The organism is Vibrio tapetis subsp. tapetis, assembly GCF_900233005.1.
GTDB lineage: Bacteria > Pseudomonadota > Gammaproteobacteria > Enterobacterales > Vibrionaceae > Vibrio > Vibrio tapetis.
The window spans coordinates 3,713,137-3,738,111 of record NZ_LT960611.1; the positions used below are offsets into that span (position 1 = coordinate 3,713,137).

The window sequence follows — 24,975 nt, forward strand, 5'->3', positions numbered from 1 at the left end:
GTCTAATTACCTTTTAAGAGTTACTCGCTACCGATTTCACAGCCTTCGCAATTGAAAATGGTCTAATTTCATCATTGCTAAAATGCACTTTATAACAAGCATTTGTAACCCACATGCCACTGATCTGACGCTTCTCATAGGCGACACTAAATGCAGTAATCAATCGGCCATTAAGTTCATAACCAGAAGAGTTGTCACAGTATCGCTCGTATACATCCTTAAGGGCATCATATAACTCTCCCTCTTTAATTAGACCAGAAGCTAACCTTTCTTCCTTTTGCTCTACAAAATAGCTTACGGCAGCTCCTTGTTTTTCAAACAAACGTCCTGAAATTATGACTGGCTTTGCTCTACCCATTATTTTTCCCCGAATCTTAATGAACCATCAATGCGAGAAATGTAACATCACCAGACCTGATGATATCTAACGCCTCTTGTTTTAAAGTTTTGTCATCTTTAATAAGTTCAAGGAACTGCCCGTGATATTTTTCTGAATTAGATAAAGCATCTAAACGAATAATAATCTCTGTCCCATGATCTTCATTCGTGAAACAAAAAGCCTCCCCCTCAAAAACAGTAGCAATGGCATCAAATGTTAACTCTTCGACTTTTAATACAAGCCCTTTAAACTTAACCATGACTTTTTCCTTGTTTATTACGAACATCAACTTTTTGTCATGACGAATACTATACATCTTGATGTATAAAAAGCAAACGACTTGACTTAAATATCGTCATGACAGAAAATGGTAAACATGACAAAAAAAAACGGAAAAAGAGGACGACCTAAACAGGACGTAACTCTTGATAAAAAACAAGAAATTCGCTGTACAGAGGATGATAAGTTACTGTGGAAATTAGCAGCTAATGATTATGATTCTGTTAGTGAGTGGGCTAGAGAAATACTTACTCGTAGCGCGAAAAGGACTGTAAATAAAAATGGCTCAACTAAGGATTAATGGTAACGTTCGAATCGGGCATGTTTATGACTGTAATTTCGGGCAATTCAAAAAAAATGGTGGAGGCTGTACTGTAAGTAGAGATGAAGCCGAGATAGATTACAATTACCGAATTCCCAATGAAATGATTAAAGTTAGATCTGTAATTGTGATCGGAAAGCATAGAGGCGCGTACATTGTTGTGCCAATAAGCGCAACTAAAGAAGAAGCAAAGAAGAAGGAAAAAGAGCCTGAGTTCCAAGGTTTTCATGTAAAACTTGAGCATACTGATATACCGACTACTCCACGCTATCCATATGGGGTAGATCGTTGGGCTTTGTGTAATCTGGTTACGACCGTAGACGGAGGACGACTACAAGACCTCTACAATTCTGAAAGCCGCTCATTTGTGAAAGCACAAAAAGTGTCTGATGAAACCCTAGATAAGATCAGAAAAGGGGTTGTTATTGCGATTGGCTTGAGAGATTTGGTTAAATAACTTCATTAGGCTTATTGGATCTATTGACGTTACCCTAAAATAATCCTAATATAGTTATACAGCCGCAAGGCAAGTTTAAGTTTTAGCCGCAAGGCAAGTTTCGAAAAGCCTCGTCATTAGACGGGGCTTTTTCGTATCTGGCTCTGGTGTTTAAATTATAACTTTAAGATCCAAGTCTTGTCTTTGTCCTCAATGAGTGTTGATTAGCTTTAGAGGAGAATAAAAAAAGCCCAATAGAAACTATCGGGCGATTTAGTTAAGCAGCTTTCGAAACCTCAAGGTTAACGAACTCCTTCAAAAATTGATGTGCCTTACTAGCTTGAGTTGCAGCTTTAAAAACATAACGTTTGTCATTTTTTAAAACTTCAAGCCAACTGGCTATATACGATTCGTGTTGAACATTACCAACTATACCAAAATCAGCCATTAGAAAAGCCGCTCCAATCTCTGCAATCAACTCCTCAAACGCATAATCTTTACTACCAAAACTACCTTTGTTATCTCGATCTAGGCGCGACTTATGTCCCGTCCAATGAGTTAACTCGTGCATAATCGTAGCGTATAGATCCGCATTTTCAGAGAAGCGTGAGCGTTCTGGAATGACAATTTCATCTGTTGACGGACGAAAGAAAGCCTTTTGTCCACTATAGCTAATTGAAGCGCCGGTACTAACCAAGAACGTTTCTACTTCATCAATCAAAGTTACGTCGTCACGAACATTTACAACCGGTGTATCTGCTCGTTCAACGCCTTCAATCTGATCAAGGTTGAACACCACATAGGTCTTCAAGCAAGAGTAGGTTTCTTTTTCTTCCTGGTCAGATGCACTGTTCTTTTTCTCAACTACCTTATAGAAAAAGATATGCGTCCCCTTTTCACCTTTTCTGACCTTACCCCCAAGCGCTTTTGATTGCTTAAAAGTGAGCCATTGAGATGATGAGAAACGATTCATCTGAGCACTCATCCAAAGCAACATTACATTCATGCCCTGGTAATCGTTCTGAGTAGAAAAGTTACTCGGAATACCTGAAGCCTGAGTTACATCCCAAGGACATTGCCAAGGTTTAATCCCCTGCTCTAGTGCCTCAATTATTTGATCGGGCTTGTTACAACTAATTAGAGAATGCAGATCTACCCAGTCATGGGCGTAACCATTACTGGTAAACCACCTCAACATTGAAGAGACGATTCATGAAGGCGGATCTCTCCCGAACAAGCGTTTTACGCTCATCATGACGTAACCAGAAATCAAACTGGCCTTTGTTCAACATTCGCAATGATTCGAATCCCTCGATAGTTGACCAGGCTCGCTTTCGTATTTTAAAACCGCCTGTGCTGACAACGAGCTTCTTGATGGGGGAGTGATCAGACTCGATCCCATTATTGAGAGACTTCACTTGCCGGTGTTCGACATCCGCTCGCAGCCGCCCCTCCTTCTTCAGGCGCGAAATAGCATGAGCATACGAGGAATGCTTGTCCGTGTTCAAGGTCTTAGGCTGAGTGTCTACATCATAGTATCTTAGACACCGTTTCAAGAACTGATAAGCCGCGTTTTTATTACGTTTTTGTGAGAAATAGAAGTCCAGTGTTTCGCCTTGCTTGTTGATAGCTCGATACAGATAGTGCCATTTCCCTTTCACCTTGACGTAGGTTTCATCGAGCTGCCACGAAGAGTCTGTTCGAATGAACTGATGGCGGCGTAACTTCTTGCGTAATGCAGGGGCATATTCAATGAACCAACGATAAATGGTCGAGCGATTAACCGAAACCCCTCGTTCTGCCAGCATGTCGCTGAGGTTGGCGTAGCTCATTGGGGTCGAACCATACCAACGAAGGCACCAAAGAATGATTTCAGGGGCAAAGTGTTTCCATTTGAATGCGGGATTGGTCATTGAGTCACTCGATCAGAAAAGACAGAACTGAATTCTGAGTCTTGGCTGATTTTTTTGCAACAACCCCCTTAAATCAGTGTCCAAAACTGCTGAGTCGAATCAGGTTTGAACGCTATAAAAAATCCAAAAAAACCTGTTTTTGGTTAATATTTACAATATAATATTTTATCTAAAATAAATATTCGAACATTTTAACTTGCTAAGTATATGTTTTAAAATATTTATTTTTATTAAAAATAAATATTTTAAATAACTCAACAATCAATTACAATTGATACACTATAACATGTGTAAGATTATAAAAATCCAGAAAATAGCATTTTCTTTACTGAAAAAGAAAAATATTATTTATGTGGTGCAAGAAATCCTTTTAGATATATGAAATGTTTTCATTTAAAGCAGGTGTTAAAATTGTCAAAATCACATATTTTTAAACCTATAGTTACTAGTAAGATTGTTATTGTGGAAGATGATGACAAATTTAGGGAAATGCTAGCAGAGTATTTTCAAACAGAAGGCTTTAAAGTCGCAACTACGAGACTTGGCTTAGAAGCGCCAGCTCTGGTAGAGAAAGTTTACCCTGACCTGGTGTTATTGAATTTAATGCTAAAAGATCAAGATGGCCTGACAATTTGTAGACAGATCAGGACATGGTTTACTGGTAAGATCTTAATTTTAACAGCCAGTGACGATGACTTCGATCATGTTGCGGCATTGGAGATGGGCGCAGATGATTTTGTAGTCAAGCCAATTAAGCCAAGAGTGTTGCTGGCTCGAATTCGAGTACTGTTAAGGCAAACTTCTTCTTTCGACACAACGCCTCAGAATAGGCAACTCGAGTTTGGTCAGTTCGTGTTAAGTCAGTCTAACCGAAGATGTGTACTTGCTGGTAATACCATTACGCTTACAGACTTCGAATTTGACTTGCTTTGGTTATTAGCACAATCGGCGGGCAATATCTTGTCTCGTGATGTATTAACTAAGGAGCTTAGAGGAATCGACTACGATGGTATTGATCGAAGCGTTGATAACCGAATCGTTGCGCTAAGGAAAAAGTTGGAAATAAATCCAACTGTTCCCCAAGGTATAATAACCGTATATGGGAGAGGGTATTTGTTTGTCTCAGATGCTTGGTAATTAACGGATTGTTCTGCATTGAAGTGCTCAGTTAATCATCAATATTGACTAACGAGGCTGTAGGATTTCTCCTAAATCCATCTCAATTCTGATCCTACCGCCATTTCATCACGATATGAACTTGAACGCACTAACTCTTTGTGATCTAATCTAAATTATTCGCCACGAGACACGGTTATGCCCAACATCAAAACCGATTACTCGAACCAGAACATGTTTGTCCCTATCATCATTGATGAACAACTCATACCCAGCACCATCGAATTCGCCATTTCTCACATCCTCGATAATCACCTCGACCTCTCGCCCTTTGATGCGCACTACCACAACGACAAAAACGGAGCGGCGGCTTACCCTCCATCATGCTTAAGGTTATTTTTTACGCCTATTCCTTCGGCATGTTATCTAGCCGTCGCATAGAAAGGGCTTGCGTCAACAACGTCACCTTCATGTGCTTATCGGGCGATGAACGACCACACTTCACCACGATCGCGGCTTTCATCGCACAAATGAAGGACACCATCGAACCACTGTTCACTCAGGTTCTCATGATATGCGATGAACAAAGCCTAATTGGCCGTAACATGTTTGCTATTGATGGCTGTAAAATCTCATCCAATACCAGTAAAGAATGGAGTGGCACACACGAAGAGCTTCACCGTAAAAAAGAAAAACAACAGTGAGCGAGCCAACGCATCCTAGAGCGTCACCAAAGCTAAGATACTCTCCCAAATGAGGTTATCGAACAAGACCTAAGACAAAAACAAAAGCTTGATAACAGCGCCGATAAAATAGGTGCATTTCTGGCGAGCACTAAAGACAAATTGGGCAGCAGTAAAAAAACCGTAAAAAGCAACATCACGGACAATGACAGCGCTAAAATGACCATCTCAAAAAGCACGATTCAAGGTTATAATGGCATCGCCATCACGGATGACAAGTACCAAATTATTTTACACAGCCAAGTATGGGGAAACGTTGGTGAGCAGCAAACATTAAAGCCTGTTACTCCATTTCTATGTTCGAGTTCAACCAAGACGAAATAACTTGCCGATGCTCTGCAGGAAATATGATGCGACTGAGCAGCAAGAACGCCGTCATCCGTGGGGAGCGCGTTGCTCAGTTTTGTGGATACCTAAACGACTGCAGACAACATCTTATCGACCGCTGTGCATGAGAAAACCGCCTGGCAGACAAGTCTTCTTCATCTACAAAAACACAAAAGACTTTGACCACATGCAGACCATGAAAGACAAGATTTATAGTCCAGAAGGAAGGCGGCAATACAGTAAACGACTTGGGTGTGTTGAACCTGTTTTTGGCAACATCACCGTCAACAAACAGATGAATCGATTTACGCTAAGAGGACAAAAGAAAGTAAACGCCTAATGGGCGATGTTCAGCATGCTTCACAACATAGAAAAGCTACGAAATTTCATTATCTAGAGGGTAAAACCTCTCAAATCAACGAAAACCCAGATTACCTCTCATCCTGTCACTCTATCTTTCCTGACCATGATAAAGGTCGCTATCATCGCGCAGCATTTAGGCCATTATCGGTAGGATAAATGACGATAAAAGTAGAGGGAATCGGCGAAAAAGTGAGAAATTCTACAGCCTCAACGTGTACTTTCCTTTATTATCAAACGTCATCGATTCTTGTTCTAAACAACATGTCCCACAAACACAACTTACCCAAATGACACCACTTCAAAAAATACACCTATCGACAATATAATTATGCCGAATATAACCAAAATCGGGATTGTTGCAAAAAATCAGCCAAGACTCAGAATTCAATTCTATCTTTCCTGATCTAGTGACCCAATGACCAATCTCGCATTCAAATGGAAACACTTTGCTCTTGAAATCATTCTTTGGTGTCTGGGTATGGTTCGTCCCAATGAGTTACGCCAACCTCAGCGACATGCTGGCAGAACGAGAGGTTTCGATTAATCGCTCGATCATTTATCGTTGGTTCATGGAATTTGCCACAGCATTACGCAAGAAGTTACGCCGCCATCAGTTCATCCGAACAGACTCTTCGTGGCAGCTCGATGAAACCTACGCCAAGGTGAAAGGGAAATGGCATTATCTGTATCGAGCTATTAACAAGCAAGGCGAAACACTGGACTTCTATTTCTCCCAAAAACGGAATAAAAACGCGGCTTATCAGTTCTTGAAACGGTACCTAAGAGATTATGATGTAGACACTCAGCCTAAGACCTTGAACACGGATAAGCACTCCTCGTATGCTCATGCTATCTCGATCCTGAAGAAGGAAGGACGGCTGCGAGCGGATGTCGAGCAACGGCAAGTGAAGTATCTCAATAATGGTATCGAGTCCGATCACGCCGCATCAAGAAGCTCGTTGTCAGCACAAGCAGTTTTAAAATACGAAAGCGAGCCTGGTCAACCATCGAGAGATTCGAATCACTGCGAATGTTGAACAAAGGCCAGTTTGATTTCTGGTTACGTCATGATGAGCGTAAAACGCTTGTTCGGGAGAGATCTGCCTTCATGAATCGTCTCTTCAATGTTGAGGTGGTCTACGCAGTAATGGTTAAGCCCATTACTGCGTAGACTTGCATTCCATAATTAGTTGCAACAGCCCTAACAAAAGAGACGAAGAAAGCAAATCCGCGCGTTCACGTGTTGGCGTCTTGGCGCCTATCCCCATAATGCGCGCTAGAACCGAGCACTGACCCCGCTTAACGCAGCAATATCAATCACGCGATCCGCGGAATCGATTGTGCTGGGACGGTGAGCCACAATCACACGGGTGATCGCGGCTTGGTCATGGATCATAGTGTTGATGTGTTGCTCCGATTGGGCATCCAAGTGACTGGTTGCTTCATCAAAGATCAGGATGTCTGGTTGTCGATATAAAGCTCTGGCGAGGAGCACGCGTTGTTTTTGTCCTCCGGACAATGTTGCCCAATTCACCTACCAAGGTTTCATATCCCATCGGTAATTGCTCAATGTGCTGGCGAATGTCGGCCACTTCCCTTACTCGCTGCGTATCGATATGGAGGTCGAAAAACGAAATGTTTTCTTCTAGTGAGCCAGATAACAGGGTGTCATCTTGCATTACGCTCCCTATCATTTGGCGATACTCGCTCAAATTCAGCGAACTGAGTGGCGTGCCGTCGATGAATATTTGACCTTGGGTGGGCGTTAACATACCGAGCATAAGCTTAATGACGGTGGTTTTACCACACCCTGAGGCGCCAATCAGGGCGACGGCTTCACCCGCGAGGATCTCAAAGCTGAGATCCTCGATCACGCGAGGCTCGTGCTCAGAATACTGATAACTGACATGTTCAAAACGAATGCTGGGTGACAAGTGTGCAACGTCGACATAGGAACGCTGAGGCTCGTGCTCCTCTCGTTCAGTCAATACCACATCTCCAACACGCTCTAAGTGTAAACTCAGCATCTTGAGCTGAAACAGAGTATCAATAAAGCCTGAAACCCGGCTAGAGAACTGATCTTTAAACGATAACCCCGCTATGAGCATCCCTACAGTCAGATCCCCGGTGAGCGCCGCAGCGGTGCCGACCCAAACGATCATGAGACCTTCAATACCAAAAATCAGAGTACTCATCGACTCGAACATAATGCCGAGTTTCTGCTGTCGAATGTCGGCATTGCGCTCATTGACCAAAAGGTTTTGCCAGCGAACCGCGCGATTGTCAGTGCCGCCAAACAATCGGATGCTCTGGATGCTTCGGACGGTTTCCAGAAAATACGTTTTTTCTTTGGCACTAGATAAAATGAACTCGAGATTGAGTTCGCGAAATCGTGCGAACAATCCTTTTCGCAGCAGGAAGTAGACACTCATGGCCCCCAGAGCGATGGCGGCAATTGTAGGATCATAACTCAATAGCATGGCCAACGCGCCTATCGCCAACATCCCGTCTAACAGCGCTTCGACAATTTGTTTCGTAATGGCACTTTCGATAACGTCCAAGGAATCAAACCGTGACGCAATATCGCCAAGGTTACGCTTTTCAAAAAATGGAATCGGTAAGTGTATCATGTGCTGAAAGACGCGCGCGCGCCACTGCAGGTTAAAACTGGTGCTGACCGCCATGACGGTCCAGGCGCGCAATGCGCTGGCACCTACGCGGATCAGCAACAGTAAGCCAAAACCCACAATGACCAGGGACAATAAGCTGCTATCTTGGCTGGGGACAACGTGGTCAATCACCACCTGGGGCAGAAAGCTGGCTCCTAAGACACAAATCTCATACATCAGTGCTAACGCTACAATTTTCGCTAACGAGCCGATCAAACCGCTAGGGCGGCCGAACACATCGCGCAGGGTAGGTTGATGGATGTCATGGTGCGTGATGGTCATGCTGTTGAGCGGAGTCAGCTCTAAAATCACTCCCGTGAAATGCTGAGAAAAAACCGCGCGTGACAGACGACGGCGGCCAATATAGGGATCGTGAATATAAAAATAGTTCCGGCTGACCTTCACTAAGACGACAAAGTGATTGAGATCCCAGTGCAGAATGCACGGGGTGGTGACACTCGCCAGATCGTCAACTTCGACACGCAGTGGACGACCACTTAAGTCAAGCTTTTTAGCCATAGTCATCAGATCACTTAGCCTGCTGCCATTGAGCGACACCGACATATCGCTGCGCAAGCGGGTTAGATTCAGTTTGTGCCCCCAGTACTCGGCGATCATACCGACACATGCGAGCCCACATTCAGCGGCTTCGGATTGGTAAAAGAGAGGGATCTTGCGCGAAAAGCCGATCTGCAGGCGTTCCGCTAAGTCATTCAGTACTGTCACTGTGTTACCTTAATGTATTCTTGGATATTTTTGAAAGGATCTAGGAGCCACTGATAGATTTTTCGTCGTTCAACTTCTAGGCTCGCTTCGAGGTTCATTCCAGCACGAAGTGAGGTATCGCTCCCATACACATCCACTGATTGCGACATCAGAGTCACTTTGACTAAGTAGACAAACGGAGGCAAAGGAGTCTTTGATTGGGAACGCGGTTGGTATTTAAGATCATCCACTGCGACAGTTGTAGCTGAAATGGTGTCAATTACTCCCTCGTATTGACCAAACTTTTGGTAGGAAAACGCTTCATATTGCAAACGCACGGATTGACCTACGGATAAAAATCCCACCGCCCGACTCGGAACAAACAACACCGCCTGCAGAGCTTGACCTTCAGGAATGATGCTGAGTAAAACACTGTTTTTCGACACGGGCCCTTGCGACACATTGAGTGCCGAGACGGTGCCGTCAAAAGGCGAGGAGACGACCGTATCTTTAAGCGCATTGTTAGATGCTAATTGTTGCTGGACTCCACCGACACGGCGCTGCAATTGGGCCCGTTCTAAGGCTAATTGATAGCTGAGTTCCTTGATTTCAGAGCGTTTTTGCGTTTTCTGATAACGAATGTCTTCCAACTGCAATTGTAATTGCTGCAAGTTAGCTTCAATGGCCAGCATGTCACTGCGACGTTGGCGAAGCTCTATTTTACTGATAGCTTGTTTCTGTTGTTCGGTGACGAAGGACGCCAGTGTATCCTGAGCCAGTTTGAGTTGCTTTTTTTTGAGCGCGATGACCTGTTGGTGACCTTCGGCATTGACCGTCAATTGATGGATTTCCCGTTCCAGCGACTGTTGCTTCTGGTCGGTTAAGGTTTCGTTGATTGAGACCTGCTGCTTGACCAGTTCGACATTTTTGTTCATCAGTGCCCCCAAGTGCTGGCGTAAGTCGCCATCGGTGGGGTTGGTGGACTCGGTGTTGATGACATACAGCGCTTGTCCGTGTGTTACCTGCTGTCCTTCTTCTACCAGCCGCTGGCTGATGATACCGGACTCTGGAGCGAAGATGTCGGCAATGCCTCCTTTTGGTAGCAACATCCCTTGCACTTTCTCGTTTTGGCTAAATTCTCCCCAGAGAGTGAAAGCAACGACGACGATCCCCACTAGGCTAGTCAGGATAATCAAGCGCGTAAAAGTGGGCGGCAGCACGATCAAAATGTCACCATAGTAACCATGCTGACGCTCGGTCACCTCATTTAGAAATAGGCTCATTGGCACTCCAAAGCGGCGTGATATTCATGAAAGTAGACCTCGGCGTTACGCCAAAACCACCAACCTTGTGGGCTTATTTCTATCAATCGACACATGGCGTCGGCCTTGGCTTGCACTATGGCCTCGCGTGACAGGTGCTGCGTCGGGATGGGCGTCACCTCCAGAGTTAAGCGATCCCGCTCGACCAGTCCGGCGACGTGCAAATTGGCCGCCGTTTTGTCGGCCAGCAAAGCTCCTGTATTGGTGACAAAGGCGCGGTGATGCCACATCGTACACGCCGTGAATGAGCGTGCCACCTGGAGACCTGACGCCTCGTCTGAAACAAGCAACGGATTGCCATCGGCAAACATAATGATGTGTGCACCTGCCCGAGCCCGCTTGAGCAGTTTGAAAAAAGAGTGTTTACCTGCGGGAGGCAAGATCTCCAATGTGCGTTCATGGCCTTGGTCAGCGAATGCTTGGTGACACACAGTGATCATGGTGTCATCCCAAGGGTTACCGTAGACCACCACATCCCGATCAGAGGGCAGATTTTGCAGCACGCTGTATACGGCGCTAATCGGATCAAACTGGTGGAGTAACTCAATGATACACTGACCGATAAACGGTGATTGAGGAGTAGACAGCGGAGCCGAGAAGACGCGGTGTGCCCACTCAACTGAGCGAGGACGGCGCAACTTCCGCAATAGATGAGCGGTGTAGCCCATATTGATCGCCAGTTGCGCTAAGTTGTCTCTGGCCAGGTGGCGTGCTTGTTCGTTGGAACACGCAAGCATGCGCTGAATATTGTGTCGTGGCGCAGCAAAAATATCAGGTTGAACGCATCGATCCCACCACCCAGTCAGCAAGCGAAGGAGCGCGCGGGTCGGGCGTTTGCCAACAGACGATATCATCAAGGCCAATGAAACTAAGTGCTTGTCCAGCGTGCGCTCTTGGGCTTGCTCTCGCTTGCAGACTTGCGCCAGTGGTGAGGGACGTGAGTGGGGCTCGCCTAGCGATAGGACGTAGTTGACGTAACCGGGCTTTTCATATAGATCGAAAAATTCCATGCAGCGATAATGTCGCTCACCTAAGTACGGATCCCACACCAGCAGTCCCTGAACGGAGACATCGATGACGACAACGCAGTGGTGCAAGTTCCAGTGAACCAGACATGGCGGCGACAACAACTCCAGATCCGACTCCTCCTGAATTGCGGTAGCGGAAAAGGGTACGCCTTGTTCCGTCAAATACACCGCTAAGCGTTCGTGCAGGTACAACGAGGTAAACGAAGACAGGCGTTCAACGTGCTCTTGGGAGAGAGCGAGCCCTAGTTTAGTTAGACACTGAATCAATGGGTGTGGCGCGTCGGGCAACTCATGATTGAGTGAGTTCATAACAGTAGTCCAATTTGGGTAAGAGAAGAAGGCGGAGCTAAATACCCCGCCTGCGCCGATTAGTTTTAAATGCGGCGGCTGTTGCTAAAACATTGTGTTTGGCCGCTTTTTGGTTTTTTTGATGGACGGGTTACGCCTTCAACACCAAGCCCTGCCGATTCTAATACACGAGCAAAACCGTCCGCAAGCACACCAGCCGACTCTATTGCGCCACTCCCGCCGCTCACTTGTTTTGTTTCTTCTTGAGTCAATAATTGTGTATTTTTCATAATCTAATTTCCTTAATTTATTTTTGATTAACAAGTCAAGTTTTAATGGATTGTCAAACTAACCGTTCTATAAAACTTAAATTCAAACTATTAGATCTATTTTTTGAAAACAATGAAATATATAACGAATGTCTTTTTTCTAATGTAAATACAATCCAAATAGTACTGATAAGTAAACATCTAATTAAGCAGTGAGGCCTTATTCGGCCTCATCGATTTCTAAGTTCCAAGGCACTGACGGATCCCCTCATAATTCCCCCAGTCCTGAGTTATGCGTCAGCCTTTGATATTCGAACATACCCCATTGGTATTGAGACTCGTTAATTTGGTATCGCCGATGATTCCACACTTCTCTTCCGAGGCGAGGAATTGATAGGACACGGGATGTTTAATGCATTCAAGCTTGCCCATCGCTTGAATCAACTTCCGAAGCGCTTCTTTCATATTCACTAACATCAGCACTTAAGATGCTAGCTCGTCGATGGCAATATCTGACTGATGAACTCCATACAATAGACAAAGCATTACGAAAGCTCACTAAAGAAAGTGCCTCTACATTAATGGAGCAATTTGGTGTTGGACCATGCGTAGCAGCAACACTGCTGGTAACAACAGGTGATACCCCTCAGCGGATAGGCAAAGAGTCTGCTTTTGCAGCTCTCTGTGGAGCTAGTCCACTACAAGCTTCATTAGGAAAGACGTCCCGACACCGATTAGACCGTGGTGGCTCAAGAGAGGCCAATAATGCATTATGGACTGTAGCTTTATAAGAATGAGAAGTGACCCAAGAACAAAGTTATATGTAGCGAAAAAAAGCGGAGAAGGACTTTCGATAAAAGAAATACAACGGTGTTGAAACGCTATATCGTTCGTGAACTTTACCCCATTATATTGAAAGATCTTTCAGTTATGACATAAATATTGACATAGGAGCGTCAATGCTTGTGTTGAGAGCTTCTTCCATTCGATGAAAGTTGAAGCAATCCAATATGAGCCGATCATGACAAGAAACGAGATGCGCCAAACGATCTTCGAGTACATAGAGGTTGATTATAATCGGACGAGAAAGCACAGTGCTCTTGGGTATCTAAGCCCAGTTAACTTTGAAAAGCAAAATGTCGCTTAATGAAGTGTCCATTCTGGCTCGAGCAGATCAAACATTAGAAGATCATCGGAAACCAATTACACAGTAGAAAGTTAACCAATCAGCTGCAGGAAATGTTAATCGGTTGTTCCATTTTAAATCGCTTTACTCACCTCTGGATGCCCAAAAGCTACCAAGTCGCCTAACCGTATCAAAAGACCACCTAATGAACGGATTAGCCTAGATAAATGTATCTTTACATATGACGAGTGTTCAGTGGAGGAGGCTAAGCTCGGAACAGGCCACTGATGAGCTGTATTTCTTCATCGGTAAGAATAATTTCCGCCGATTCTTCATGTAACTTGCCTACAATTACACTTCTCAATATCAATAATTGCTGCGGCGGCAATTCTAGAATTCTCGTCATCAGTTGTTCAAATCGAAGTTTATCCATTAGGTTATTCTCCTCCTTCGTTAGAGCTTTTTTGTGATTGAAGGGCTGGCCACTCTCTCGAATTCACGAGGGGAGTGGCCAGCCTCAACCAAAGCTAGTTGACTTTGTCCCAAGCCAATGACCAATTAGATCCCGTTGCAGGTTCAAATTGGGTCTCTCTTTCAGACCACTGCCCGCAATAGCCGGAATATGGGAACACTTTACATTGATAGATGTTACCATCACTGGCAAGCACCTTGGTTCCTGCCGTATAAGTTTTAGTGCCGCTAGGGAAGACGAAATCGTACTCGTCGACTGACGATGTTAGGTCTGGTGTTACACCGACGTACTCGTCGACTGACGATGTTAGGTCTGGTGTTACACCGACGTACTCGTCGACTGACGATGTTAGGTCTGGTGTTACACCGACGTCCTCAGCGATCACTTCGAACGTGAAGGTTTTCACACTCTCGCTCTCAACCGAGCTAGCGATAAATGACAAGGTTTCATTCTCTGTAATTAAAGTAGTATCAACTAAAATTGACGCAGTGCCGTTGTTTTTAATGCTGACTGCAGTGCCTTGTGTCTGTGTTAGAGTCACAACTTCGCTTGTTACAATCACAATTTTATCACCAGTATTAACTACGTTATCACTCTTCACTAACTCGTAGATATCTCCTTTTAATGGCTCAACACCAACACCTTCAATCAGTGTCAGTTGACCTGATACACTGCTATCCTTTGAATGAAAGAAATTACGTGAAAGCTCTTTTTGGAAGTACATATAGTGCTGCATTTCATCATGCCAATCACCAATGAACACTGCACCATTTTTAAACTCTTCATGCCAGCCGTTAATTTCGGAAGCCAACAAGCGAGCCCATTCGTTAACGTTTGCCTCATCGATTACGATGTCGAAGCTGCGCGCAACTTCACCGTACTTGTTAATAATATCGAACTTAACGGTATCACCAACCTTCGGCGTTCCAAACTGTTTTGAAACAAACAGGTCAGCACGTACTAGATCAGTTTGTGGTGTAGGCTCTGTCGGAAGAGTCTCACCGCCTGTAATAGTGATATCTGAACAGTTGTAGAAACCTTCACCTGCTGCATCGATACGCTGCCAACGAACAAATAGAATCGCGTCGCCAGATCGGTCAGAAGGGATCGTCACGTTAAAGCGATACTTGCCACTGTTTAGCGGAACATTTTCCTCTTTCTGGATAAGTTCTAAATCTCGCCACGCTAGGCCTTTGTTTAGGTCCGCGTTTGGTTTTGTTAGGTATAACTCCCAAAAAGAAGGGCTGTGTGCCGCACTCGCATTGAATATATATTCAAATATACCTGTGCTCAGCTCTGTACGCGTCCAACCGGTATGAGGAGTACCCATGCCGCGCTTTTGCGAATCGTTAGCATAACACAAAGTGCCATCAGGAATCGCAGCCTTTACAGCATTTATATTTTTGAAATCTAAGACATTTTTTGAGTATTCGTTACGTTCAGTGAACGGATATGTACCTGAAGTATCCTTAGCTTGAGCACACGCGGCATTAGGTGGTATGCCCGACCAAATACCGCCTTGCTCGTAACACGTATTCTGACGTGCACTTGGAAATTCAGACCATCCATGAGCGTTTGCAATTGACGGTAGGCTCGATAGCATAGCTATACTTACTATTATTTTTAGAATATTATTTATTGTGGTCACTTTATCTCTCCTTCATTATTTCAATCTGGATACAATATTAGCTAATCATTCACCAAGTTTTTTCCTTATTCGAGTTCAGATAAAATGCAGCTAGTATTACTAATTACGAGTGCATATTAAATGATTAATTGTTAGTATTATGTATATTTTTCGTATGAATTTGTTATATTCTGTAATTATAAACTTTATTGCACAACTCTATGCACTCGGTCTTTTGACGTTATTAAACCACTCGGTAGCTATCGGGCATCCCAAGCTGAGTAAAGCCGTTTAATATCGATGCGTCTAGTATCATTTCCTGTTGTTGATTATTAACGTCTCTTCTGTGTAATTTGGGACCCATGATGGATTGGTAACTGCGCATCGAGTTTTCCGACACATTCCGCTTTCCATACCCTTTTTCCTTTGGGCATCGAATGAGGCCTAGTTCGGAATACGCCGCCAAATAGCTCATCCTTTTATACCCGTTATCTTTGGGAAAAATGATGATATCGGATTTTTGAAATGCTTTAGACAAGGTGTCATAAACGTTATCCGCTGAGACGTGCTCAACTTCAATATCAATCTGCTCACAAAGCTCGTCCACAACCTGAAAATCCATGGTGATCTTCTCTGTCAGAGCCGCAGCGTGAATAACATGATTATCCCACACACCAAAGTGAGCTTTTTCCAACTCCGCTTCGCGTTAATGCAGTGCTTTTCCTGATGCTACTCTCCCTTACTAAACTCTTTGAGGCCAGTAGAATCAATAGCGATGGCCGATAATATCTGATCCGATTTATCTGTAAATTTGAATGCTGGTGTCTTAAAACCGAGTTTAAACAATCGTTTTGAAAGAGATGAGTAGCTGGGCAGGCGAGCTCCGTGTGGCCTATTTATTTTAAGAGACTATCGATAAAACCTTGAGTTTGGCGGAGAGGTTTCTTGTCAACGCCGACTTAAAACTGACCCACTTTACGGCGTTATCACCGATCTAAAACTGACCCACTCACATAGTTAATGTCACTTATTTCTAGTGTCTAATATTGCTGGTACGACACCTGATGCCTTTTTGCCTTTCAGCCGATAACTTTCGCCACTGATCTGAACGATATGAGAGTGATGTAATAGACGGTCGAGTAAGGCCGCCGTTAGGGTTGTATCATTAGCGAACGCATTAGACGACCATTGTGAGAACGGTAAATTACTGGTCACTATAATACTGCCTTGTTCATAGCGCTTGGCGATGACATTGAAGAACAAGTTGGCTTCTTCTCGACCAAAGGGTAAATAGCCAATCTCATCGACGATGAGAAGTTTTGGACCCAGCACGCTTCGTTTGAGATAACTCTCAAGCCGATCTTGCTTCTTTGCTGTGGCTAATTGCAGCATCAAGTCCGCAGCAGTAATAAAGCGTGTTTTTATTCCTTTTTGCACCGCTAAGCTACCAAGGCCCAAGGCAAGGTGGCTCTTGCCAACGCCACTGGGACCAAGCAGCACGATATTTTCTTTCTATGAAGGCGAGACCGGTCAACTCCCTAAGCTGATTTTTTGGCGTGCCAGTGGCGAACTTAAATCATATTCTTCGAAGGTTTTCTTCATTGGGAAGCCTGCGAACTTCGTGAGAGTGGCCCGAGTTTTTTCGGCTCTCAAGTCCAACTCTACCTTTAATAACGATTCTAAGAAGTCACCAAGGGTCTGCTCTTTATCGAGTGACATTTTAGCTAACGCTGGCCATTCATTATTGATGGCGTGGAGTTTTAGGGCATCGCAAGCCGCTTCGATACGCGTCATTTGTAAGTTCATAATCTTACCTCTAGTAAGGCATCATAAGCCGCCAGCGGATGTTGGAAACTCTCTATTGGAACGACGGTATGAGTGGTCATCCGCATGCTTGGTGAGAGTGACACGCTAGGCAGTGCTTGAAAAGTAAAGCGCTCTTTCTCAGCAGAACTTGTGGCTTTGCGTCAGTAGTACCGTGTATACGTTGATGCGCTACGGTTTCAAGCCAAGCACCGATATGTCCATTCGCCACATCGACGGTGAACTCAAGTCCATGTTGCTTTAATGTCGCCGCTAGCGAGGTAATGAAACTGCTTTTAAGATAAGAATTAAATCGCTCAACTTTGCCTTTGATTTTTGCGCGGTAAGGCCGACATGCCTTGGGTTTAAATCCGTATTTTTTGGGGGGTTGTTGCAAAAAAATCAGCCAAGACTCAGAATTCAGTTCTGTCTTTTCTGATCGAGTGACTCAATGACCAATCCCGCATTCAAATGGAAACACTTTGCCCCTGAAATCATTCTTTGGTGCCTTCGTTGGTATGGTTCGACCCCAATGAGCTACGCCAACCTCAGCGACATGCTGGCAGAACGAGGGGTTTCGGTTAATCGTTCGACCATTTATCGTTGGTTCATTGAATATGCCCCTGCATTACGCAAGAAGTTACGCGGCCATCAGTTCATCCGTACAGACTCTTCGTGGCAGCTCGATGAAACCTACGTCAAGGTGAAAGGGAAATGGCACTATCTGTATCGAGCTATCAACAAGCAAGGAGAAACACTGGACTTCTATTTCTCCCAAAAACGTAATAAAAACGCGGCTTATCAGTTCTTGAAACGGTGCCTAAGATATTATGATGTAGACACTCAGCCTAAGACCTTGAACACGGACAAGCATTCCTCGTATGCTCATGCTATTTCGCGCCTGAAGAAGGAGGGGCGGCTGCGAGCGGATGTCGAACACCGGCAAGTGAAGTCTCTCAATAATGGGATCGAGTCTGATCACTCCCCCATCAAGAAGCTCGTTGTCAGCACAGGCGGTTTTAAAATACGAAAGCGAGCCTGGTCAACTATCGAGGGATTCGAATCATTGCGAATGTTGAACAAAGGCCAGTTTGATTTCTGGTTACGTCATGATGAGCGTAAAACGCTTGTTCGGGAGAGATCCGCCTTCATGAATCGTCTCTTCAATGTTGAGGTGGTTTACCAGTAATGGTTACGCCCATGACTGGGTAGATCTGCATTCTCTAATTAGTTGCAACAAGCCCCGTTATATGCCCCCACGCTGTTCCAGTTATAACCGTGACTGGCAAAGTTCGCGCTTAATACCCACGCACCTAATGACACGTTAAACACGGATCATAAACATTCTGATCATTCACATTAAAATCTGAAAGCTTGTCGAACCAGATTGAGTTAATTTGCATTAGGCCATAATCGCGGCTCACGACCTCACCGACGTTATTTTTATTTTCATTGATAGCATTAGGGTTTAAGTTACTTTCAACGGTTGCAATGGCTCTGAGTAAGTCTGGTGACACATTATAATGATTGCCAGCCTCATCAAAACAAAAAGCAAACGCGGGAAAAGGAAACCATAACATCAATACGGACAGCTTATTCATTTTACCCCTCTATTAACTATCCAGCCCGAAGACTGGATGATAACACGATAAATAATGGCCGTTAGTATTCGAACGGGAATAATACGGTGGTCACACTTCGATCGCCTTCGGTAATAATCCAAATCCTTTGATTGCAAATTTGATAACCTGACATGATACGAGCGCCTATTTTTGTCGCTTCATCATTGGCAATTTTATCTTCTATTGGCATATTTCCCCAATCCCCATTTTGATGACGCATTAAGTAAATACGTAAATTGGCTCCGATGTTGTCACTCAATAACATTTTTACGCCTTGAGTCATCACCACCGCTCCCAATTCGAAAGGTTGGGCGCTGCACACATACTGCTCTGCTTCCGTTTTTTTGTTTTCTATTGTAAACTCTAGTTCGCTCATTATTGGTTTGTCCTTTAGATTCATATAATGGGTAGCGCCTTGATATTTATTTCCGTTCATATCAAGGCGTTTTTTATTGGCTGATTAACACACGTTTTCGGTCTGGCAAATGTGGCGATAAACTTGATGAACATCATCAAAGCAATAGCCGTACTCGGTGAGATTTTCGACGCAATCCATAATGTCCCCGCTATAAAAACATTCGTAGTTAAATAGCTCACGGCGAATAATGGCGTCTTTCCCATTGTCTTCGATGTCTTGCTTAATTCCTTCTTGGTTAATGGTGGCGAGACGGTTAATTAATTGTTTGGCTCTGTCGGTAGGACAAATTAATCCAGCCCCTATTGAGACGTATTCAATGCCTTGTTTTTTTGCTTTGGCAAACTGCTGATTAGAAAAAGCAAAAAAAGCCCCTGCGTCATTAAACGCTTGCGTTTGTTTATCTTGGATGTAATGGGATAACGATTTCATGGTTTTACTATTCCTTGTCTTAATTAAAACGGGCAACGGTCAAATGAATAAAGGGTTTCAAAAGGCGTAGACACATCCAGCACAACAAAACAGTCCCTTAACGTCCCGATTTGAAATTGGCGCATGATAAGGGCGCGTACCTCTGCCAGCGTGAACGGGAAGTACTGAGCCTCACGCTGAACAAAACCTGCGGCCTTGAGTTCTTCTGCTGTAATGTCACTCCAAGGCGCAATCGAAAATCCTTGCGGTGCACTCTTGCTTTGCTCTAAAGAGACATCATGTTTTGGTGAGCTTTCGCCCGCCAGCGGCGAGACGCTGGTCGCTGTTTGGCATGTAGAGAGAGTTAGGGTTGAGTTTTGTTGCGCCATGGGGAGTTTCCTTTTTGTTTGAGTATCACCTTTCGGAGCCGCTTAGCTGTCCATCGGGCTTTCATGGTTCTCAATAACAAGGGCGCGAAGCGTTCATATACCCTTGTTATTGAGGTTCTGAAAGGTCATGGTTAACAGCTTGCGAGTCCGTAAGGGGATACGAGTAGAAAGGAAAATCGGCGCATAAAAAACTCGGCCCTTACTCTGTCTTAATGACAGGCAGTGAAAGACAACGAGGAAGAATGACGAGGCGTAGCGAACGCAGTGAGTGGAGGCGTTGGGTGATTGTTCGCAGGAACGCAATGGCACATCGAGCTTTGCTCGATATTCGTGTCATGCGTTATCGCGGGAGGAGCGAAGCGACGGAATGAACGGAGCGAAGCGAGAACGCCCAAGAAAACGGAAAGCTCAGCACAAGAAGTCACCTCCACATGCCTCACCGATACTTAAGTATTCTCACCCTAAACCTAAACCAGCATGCGTTGAGTTCACGCCTTGCCCATAAACAAAAACCGGCCAATCAAAACAGGCCCTGGGACAGCGCTTGCTCGTGTTAACGAGCCTTTCTTTTTGCTTTTGCTTTCTTTGAGCTTATTACGGGTAAAGGCGCACACACGCTTAGGGATATGCAGTCCGTCAGGACTGCATATTGAGGACATTAAAAGCCCACGGGCATCCACTGAGCGAAATGCGCCCTCTGTGGCTCTGTCAGTGAGTTGTCTCCCCCATTAAGCCAGATAGTTAATTGCTTCACCAAATCACTCTTCTTGAGCGATTGGGCGCTCTGTAACCACGTTTCTGACATCACAGGACGGGCAATGTCAATCAGCGCCTCTTTGTTGATGCGTTTGATGAAGCTGTCCGTGGTTGGTCGCCAGTAATCGGGGGCGTCAAAGGCCAGCGCTTGATAGAGGAAATCATGAGTGGAGCGGTTATCCCCAACCAGACAAGGCACGAGCATTAATGACGTGGCGAACGCCACTTGCTTGTGTTTTTCTTCACTATCGAGGGCAACGAACGCTTGAAATCGTTCGTGCTCACCGCTTGCCTCATACCACGTCATGTCCAAACTTTGCTTGTGCTGCTCGATACGCTCAAGTGCTTTGTTCTCATTAAAATCCCCTTGCTTTGGCTCAACAGCGCTGTGATTTAGGGTGACATTAATGGGCGCATTCAAGTACTGATTTTGGGCTTTCAAGCACAAAGAGAAGTGAAGCGCATCGAGCGCAAGTGATGTATTTTGCATCAAGGCATGTTTTGCGATAACAAGGCGGTGCGCGTTCAAATCGTCAGTAAGTGCGCCGGAATAGGTTGGCTCTGACGCGACAACGTCACTTAAACCCTCTCCTAGTTCGACGCCCTCCTCACGGTTTGCTTTCTTGGCATATTCGGCTTGCAAGGCTTTGAGCGCTTTACGTTCGGATTTCGCCACCAAACCTTTAATGATACAGATATCCCCGTTGTGACCTAACGCGAGAATGCACCCTGCTAACGCTTTCTCGGCTTTCTTATATTTACCTTGATTCCCCGTCAGTTCAACATAGCCACGCGATTCATCGTGAGTGCGTGTGAGCAGTATTTCGGTCCATTTCCAGCCCTGCGCGCTCAGTTTATCCGCTTCAAGTTGTATCTTAGCCATCGCAAGCGATTCCATTAAGGCGCGGTCTTCAAAATAGATTTTGTCAGAAAACAAATCCGTGGTGACCATCCCCCCTGCTTGTTCGTAAGACGCTTGACCAACAAACGTGACGAGTCCGCTTGACGCTTCCAATGCGGATTCTTTAAGCATGTGGCGTACTTGATGTTCAGAATACCAAGACTTCTCTTTCACTTGTTCCCACACGTCACGTTGACGCTCTGGACTGGCAAGGGTGAATAACATGACACGCTCAAGAGAGACGTTGCCCTCGCGGTATGCTTCAAGGATAGCCGACTCGACCGCCGCTAATTTCATGCGCTGATGCACGTAACGTTGTGTTTTACCAAAGCGTTGCGCGACTTCGGCCACGGTTGCGCCGTCTTCGACTCTTTTTGAGTACGCCTCAAACTCATCCACTGGGTGCATCGAGGCGCGTGTGACGTTTTCAGTCAATGAGATTTCAGTGGCATCGTGCGACACGGTGGACGCATTTAAGATTTTAACGGGCACAAGGTGCTCAGGTGTGATTTTATTTAATTCAACCAGCGCTTGAAGTTGAGTTAAACGACGACCCCCACTGATAACAGGATACCGACCTGACTCACAAGGCAGCGCGACCAAGTTTTGAATGACGCCATGCGCCAAGATGGACGCTTGTAGAGATTCATCATCGGCTTTACTGGCTTTGCTCTTTCGCACGTTTAAATCCGACACCACCAATTGACTAACAGGCAGCATCACAATAGAGGCATCATTTTGTGCAGTTGCCTGAGTGTCCAGCGGCGATACGCTGGTCGCGTCTTGACGGTTAGAGGGCGCTGAGATTGGGTTGATTGCGTTCATAGCGGTTTTCCTTTTTGGTTCGTTGAGTATCACTTCGCTTATTGCCTGATTTCATCGACTCAACTTGAAAGACCGCTTTGACAAGGGCGCGAAGCGGCGCAGCCTCCCTTGCAAAGAGGGCGAACGTTGAGAGATTAAGAAATCAGCGCGGGTAAGCAAGTGAGCTCAAATCAAAAAGTAAAACAAAATGAACGAAGCACCTAAACGATGACGCCCTCTTAGCGTAAAGGCGTGAAATAGAGCGGAGTGCGTCGCTTCAGACGCCTAACGACGCGTTTGCGTGAGGGATTGGCTATCTGGAACTTAGAAGCGCATTGAGCTTGCTCAATATGGGCTTCAAGTTAGCGATAGGAGGAGGAACGACGAAAAGCCCGACCGCTTGCGGTCACGCCCTAACGGGAACGGCTGCAGGAAGAGCATAAAGTGTGTTCATTTTGAGCATCAATTGAACCGTTAGAGAGCGATCACAACAGTTAGACCTTTAACTCTAAGAAGGTTTTGCCCCAAAGTGTGTTTCGAACGATGAAACACTGACTTCCCCAAAGCAGCATTTGACTTACTTTTCGTAATACCAGTAACGTGTCTAAAGGGTAACTTGAGATTAGGCTAGATAGTGACTAGTGAATAACTTGATTATTTGACCTAAATCACCCTGAATACACTTGCGATCCCCCTTGTTAAGTACCATAATCAACAAAAATACGTTGATTATGGTGTTTCCGTGTTAATAAAATTTATCTGTAAAAATTTCTACTCTTTTGGCGGTGAGCAAGAAGTATCTTTTGAAGTTGGGAAAAAACCATCAGCTTCCTACTACGACATAAACCTAGACTCTGGTGAGCGTCTGAACAAGGTATTGGCTGTTGTTGGTGCTAATGGTGCTGGTAAAACTCAGTTGTTGCGTCCACTTGCTTTCCTTGGTTCATTTATATCGACTTCTGTGTTCGATTATAAACCATCTGAGAATATCCCATACATGCCACACCGATTGTATACCGATAAGTCTACTGATTTTGAGTTGTACTTCATGCTCGGAGGGGAGCAGTACAAATACAACTTATCGATTACAAAAAACGATGTATTGTTGGAATCACTGTATAAAAAAACAAGTCGTAGCTACTCGTATGTGTTCGTCAGAGAGAGAACTGAGGATGGATACAGCTACAAGCAAAAAGGCTTCGGCTTTTCTGTAGCTCAAGCCAAGAAAGTGAGAAGTAATGTCTCTGTTATTTCAGCAGCATTCCAACAGAGTGTGTCTAACGCATCTAAGTTCTATGAGTACTTTGATAGTTTTATTTTCAATGTGAATATGATGGGGCGCAGACATTTCAATGATGGTGATATTCTGGAAGCGACCGAGTTTTTAAAAAAAGATAGTGGGTTGAAACAGAGATTACATCAAGCTGTCTTTGACTTCGATTTGGGAATTCACGATATTGAATATAAGTCGCAAAAGCTTACAGATGAGAAAGGAGACGAAATAGAGTTTGATTTTCCTTTCGCTATCCATAAGTGCGAAAAAGGTGAATTTACACTCCCACTCTTCGAGGAATCTAGCGGTACTAAAGCTCTTTTTGTAATGCTTCGTAGGGTACTTCCAGTACTACAATATGGTGGTGTTGCTATTTTAGATGAGATTGATAACGACCTCCATCCTCATATGCTCCCAGTCATTCTGAATTGGTTTAAGCACAAAGAGACTAACCAGCATGATGCACAGCTTATCTTTACCTGTCACACACCAGAAGTGCTAAATATACTCAAGAAACACCAAGTCTACCTCGTAGAAAAAGAGTGCCTTGAAAGTGATGCTTGGCGTCTGGATGAAATGGTAGGCATCCGTGCCGATGACAACCTTTACGCTAAGTACCAAGCTGGTGCTCTAGGTGCAGTACCCAACGTATAGGAGTGTTGAAGTTGGCGAAGAAGAAAGTTAGAAAGGCTAATATTGCGTCACTTATCGTCGTTGGTGAAGGTATACACGACAGAGCGTTCTTGAATCACATGAAAGACAACTATGACGGCCGAAAAACTGGCCAAGTAGTTAAAATCGAATCATCAGATGGTGGTTCACCTAGAAATATTCTCATGTCTGCTAAAAAGAGCCAAGAAGCCGCTTACGACAAACGATATGTGTTGATGGATAGTGACGTAGCAATACAACAACAAGATTGGGCGTATGCGGAAAAGCATAAGATTGAAGTGATTTTATCTACACCTGTATGTCTTGAGGGGATGTTGCTTGATGTTCTTGGTGTTAAGCCTGGAACCTGCGGTGACAGCTGTAAAACTAAACTCAAACCTTTTCTTGGTGGCTGCCCTACTCAAAAAACTAGCTACCAAAAATCGTTTTCCAAAGAAGTTTTAGATACTACTGAAAAAGATGCGATTGTTAGTCTTAGAGAATTGATTTCTAATCAAAAATAAATACAAATAGCTTAATTTGTCATTACAAGGATTTACGGACAA

General features: G+C 44.5%; 23 protein-coding genes and 6 pseudogenes. 10 read left to right on the plus strand and 19 right to left on the minus strand.

The features are described from left to right. Positions 1-13 precede the first annotated feature (13 nt). Complete coding sequence (locus VTAP4600_RS16765) at positions 14-358, minus strand: hypothetical protein (RefSeq protein ID WP_102523787.1); 345 nt, start codon at positions 356-358, stop codon at positions 14-16. A gap of 16 nt (positions 359-374) precedes the next feature. Continuing rightward, positions 375-638: a hypothetical protein gene (locus VTAP4600_RS16770; protein WP_102523788.1), complete on the minus strand. Its 264-nt coding sequence runs from the start codon at positions 636-638 to the stop codon at positions 375-377. Between the two features lie 117 nt (positions 639-755). On the opposite strand from VTAP4600_RS16770, the gene VTAP4600_RS16775 reads away from it, so the two are divergent. Both VTAP4600_RS16775 and VTAP4600_RS16780 read left to right on the plus strand, forming a co-directional pair. Continuing rightward, positions 756-959, plus strand: coding sequence for a hypothetical protein (locus VTAP4600_RS16775; RefSeq protein WP_102523789.1), 204 nt, complete (start codon positions 756-758; stop codon positions 957-959). Then, the gene (locus tag VTAP4600_RS16780) at positions 940-1,437 is read left to right on the plus strand and encodes a type II toxin-antitoxin system PemK/MazF family toxin (protein WP_102523790.1); all 498 of its coding nucleotides are present in this window, start codon (positions 940-942) and stop codon (positions 1,435-1,437) included. The genes VTAP4600_RS16775 and VTAP4600_RS16780 overlap by 20 nt, the downstream gene beginning before the upstream one ends. Before the next feature lie 256 nt (positions 1,438-1,693). On the opposite strand, the gene VTAP4600_RS16785 is transcribed toward VTAP4600_RS16780, so the two are convergent. Both VTAP4600_RS16785 and VTAP4600_RS16790 read right to left on the minus strand, forming a co-directional pair. Next, a complete protein-coding gene (locus tag VTAP4600_RS16785; RefSeq protein WP_102523791.1) occupies positions 1,694-2,614 on the minus strand; it encodes an ArdC family protein in 921 nt (306 codons plus the stop codon). Beyond that, positions 2,592-3,329 carry an IS6 family transposase gene (locus VTAP4600_RS16790; protein ID WP_102523792.1) on the minus strand — a complete coding sequence of 246 codons (738 nt, stop codon included), beginning with the start codon at positions 3,327-3,329 and terminating at the stop codon, positions 2,592-2,594. Before VTAP4600_RS16790 ends, VTAP4600_RS16785 begins: the two co-directional genes overlap by 23 nt. A gap of 489 nt (positions 3,330-3,818) precedes the next feature. Between VTAP4600_RS16790 and VTAP4600_RS16795 the strand changes: the two genes are divergently transcribed. From VTAP4600_RS16795 to VTAP4600_RS16810, 3 genes and pseudogenes are all read left to right on the plus strand, one after another. Further along, positions 3,819-4,466 (plus strand): response regulator, encoded by a 648-nt coding sequence (locus tag VTAP4600_RS16795; RefSeq protein WP_231897922.1) that lies wholly within the window; start codon positions 3,819-3,821, stop codon positions 4,464-4,466. Between the two features lie 177 nt (positions 4,467-4,643). Beyond that, positions 4,644-5,855: pseudogene (locus VTAP4600_RS26800) on the plus strand (transposase). 438 nt (positions 5,856-6,293) lie between these two features. Further along, positions 6,294-7,049: pseudogene (locus VTAP4600_RS16810) on the plus strand (IS6 family transposase). Positions 7,050-7,154: 105 nt separating this feature from the next. Here the strand turns inward: VTAP4600_RS16810 and VTAP4600_RS26725 are convergent. The 5 genes from VTAP4600_RS26725 to VTAP4600_RS16830 all read right to left on the minus strand — a co-directional run bounded on the left by VTAP4600_RS26725 (position 7,155) and on the right by VTAP4600_RS16830 (position 12,180). Continuing rightward, positions 7,155-7,412 carry an ATP-binding cassette domain-containing protein gene (locus tag VTAP4600_RS26725; RefSeq protein ID WP_415239668.1) on the minus strand — a complete coding sequence of 86 codons (258 nt, stop codon included), beginning with the start codon at positions 7,410-7,412 and terminating at the stop codon, positions 7,155-7,157. Next, positions 7,324-9,273, minus strand: coding sequence for a peptidase domain-containing ABC transporter (locus VTAP4600_RS16815; protein ID WP_231897835.1), 1,950 nt, complete (start codon positions 9,271-9,273; stop codon positions 7,324-7,326). Before VTAP4600_RS16815 ends, VTAP4600_RS26725 begins: the two co-directional genes overlap by 89 nt. Then, a complete protein-coding gene (locus VTAP4600_RS16820; protein ID WP_102523795.1) occupies positions 9,270-10,535 on the minus strand; it encodes an HlyD family secretion protein in 1,266 nt (421 codons plus the stop codon). Before VTAP4600_RS16820 ends, VTAP4600_RS16815 begins: the two co-directional genes overlap by 4 nt. Further along, positions 10,532-11,911, minus strand: coding sequence for an ATP-binding protein (locus tag VTAP4600_RS16825; RefSeq protein WP_231897836.1), 1,380 nt, complete (start codon positions 11,909-11,911; stop codon positions 10,532-10,534). The genes VTAP4600_RS16820 and VTAP4600_RS16825 overlap by 4 nt, the downstream gene beginning before the upstream one ends. 65 nt (positions 11,912-11,976) lie before the next feature. Next, positions 11,977-12,180 (minus strand): hypothetical protein, encoded by a 204-nt coding sequence (locus tag VTAP4600_RS16830; RefSeq protein WP_102523796.1) that lies wholly within the window; start codon positions 12,178-12,180, stop codon positions 11,977-11,979. A 467-nt stretch (positions 12,181-12,647) separates the two neighbouring features. On the opposite strand from VTAP4600_RS16830, the gene VTAP4600_RS16840 reads away from it, so the two are divergent. Both VTAP4600_RS16840 and VTAP4600_RS16845 read left to right on the plus strand, forming a co-directional pair. Further along, complete coding sequence (locus tag VTAP4600_RS16840) at positions 12,648-12,950, plus strand: transposase (RefSeq protein ID WP_102523797.1); 303 nt, start codon at positions 12,648-12,650, stop codon at positions 12,948-12,950. Positions 12,951-13,117: 167 nt separating this feature from the next. Continuing rightward, a pseudogene (locus tag VTAP4600_RS16845) lies at positions 13,118-13,306 on the plus strand (IS3 family transposase); the annotation flags it as partial. 244 nt (positions 13,307-13,550) lie between these two features. Here the strand turns inward: VTAP4600_RS16845 and VTAP4600_RS25970 are convergent. The 5 genes and pseudogenes from VTAP4600_RS25970 to VTAP4600_RS26730 all read right to left on the minus strand — a co-directional run. Continuing rightward, the gene (locus tag VTAP4600_RS25970) at positions 13,551-13,718 is read right to left on the minus strand and encodes a hypothetical protein (RefSeq protein WP_172443140.1); all 168 of its coding nucleotides are present in this window, start codon (positions 13,716-13,718) and stop codon (positions 13,551-13,553) included. Between the two features lie 94 nt (positions 13,719-13,812). Continuing rightward, on the minus strand, positions 13,813-15,360 hold the full coding sequence (locus VTAP4600_RS16850; protein WP_231897923.1) for a lytic polysaccharide monooxygenase: 1,548 nt from the start codon (positions 15,358-15,360) through the stop codon (positions 13,813-13,815). 268 nt (positions 15,361-15,628) lie between these two features. Beyond that, positions 15,629-16,078 (minus strand): hypothetical protein, encoded by a 450-nt coding sequence (locus VTAP4600_RS26085; protein ID WP_197708650.1) that lies wholly within the window; start codon positions 16,076-16,078, stop codon positions 15,629-15,631. 329 nt (positions 16,079-16,407) lie between these two features. Then, positions 16,408-17,190 (minus strand): annotated as a pseudogene (istB, locus tag VTAP4600_RS16860) (IS21-like element helper ATPase IstB). Beyond that, positions 17,187-17,569: pseudogene (locus VTAP4600_RS26730) on the minus strand (IS21 family transposase); the annotation flags it as partial. The pseudogenes VTAP4600_RS26730 and istB, both read right to left, overlap by 4 nt. Positions 17,570-17,638: 69 nt before the next feature. Here VTAP4600_RS26730 and VTAP4600_RS16870 point away from each other — a divergent pair. Further along, positions 17,639-18,376 carry an IS6 family transposase gene (locus tag VTAP4600_RS16870; RefSeq protein ID WP_102523798.1) on the plus strand — a complete coding sequence of 246 codons (738 nt, stop codon included), beginning with the start codon at positions 17,639-17,641 and terminating at the stop codon, positions 18,374-18,376. Between the two features lie 38 nt (positions 18,377-18,414). On the opposite strand, the pseudogene VTAP4600_RS16875 reads toward VTAP4600_RS16870, so the two are convergent. The 5 genes and pseudogenes from VTAP4600_RS16875 to VTAP4600_RS16895 form a co-directional block, all read right to left on the minus strand. Further along, positions 18,415-18,788: pseudogene (locus VTAP4600_RS16875) on the minus strand (lytic transglycosylase domain-containing protein). A gap of 61 nt (positions 18,789-18,849) precedes the next feature. Continuing rightward, positions 18,850-19,185 carry a type I restriction endonuclease subunit M gene (locus VTAP4600_RS16880; protein ID WP_102523799.1) on the minus strand — a complete coding sequence of 112 codons (336 nt, stop codon included), beginning with the start codon at positions 19,183-19,185 and terminating at the stop codon, positions 18,850-18,852. An 84-nt stretch (positions 19,186-19,269) separates the two neighbouring features. Continuing rightward, on the minus strand, positions 19,270-19,656 hold the full coding sequence (locus tag VTAP4600_RS16885) for a DUF7659 family protein (protein ID WP_102523800.1): 387 nt from the start codon (positions 19,654-19,656) through the stop codon (positions 19,270-19,272). Positions 19,657-19,679: 23 nt separating this feature from the next. Further along, positions 19,680-20,024 carry a hypothetical protein gene (locus tag VTAP4600_RS16890; protein WP_102523801.1) on the minus strand — a complete coding sequence of 115 codons (345 nt, stop codon included), beginning with the start codon at positions 20,022-20,024 and terminating at the stop codon, positions 19,680-19,682. Between the two features lie 658 nt (positions 20,025-20,682). Continuing rightward, entirely contained in the window at positions 20,683-22,506 is a 1,824-nt protein-coding gene (locus tag VTAP4600_RS16895) for a ParB/RepB/Spo0J family partition protein (protein ID WP_102523802.1), read from the minus strand. A 721-nt stretch (positions 22,507-23,227) separates the two neighbouring features. Between VTAP4600_RS16895 and VTAP4600_RS16900 the strand changes: the two genes are divergently transcribed. Continuing rightward, the gene (locus VTAP4600_RS16900) at positions 23,228-24,412 is read left to right on the plus strand and encodes an AAA family ATPase (protein WP_102523803.1); all 1,185 of its coding nucleotides are present in this window, start codon (positions 23,228-23,230) and stop codon (positions 24,410-24,412) included. 11 nt (positions 24,413-24,423) lie between these two features. Further along, complete coding sequence (locus VTAP4600_RS16905; protein WP_197708651.1) at positions 24,424-24,933, plus strand: hypothetical protein; 510 nt, start codon at positions 24,424-24,426, stop codon at positions 24,931-24,933. Positions 24,934-24,975 lie beyond the last annotated feature (42 nt).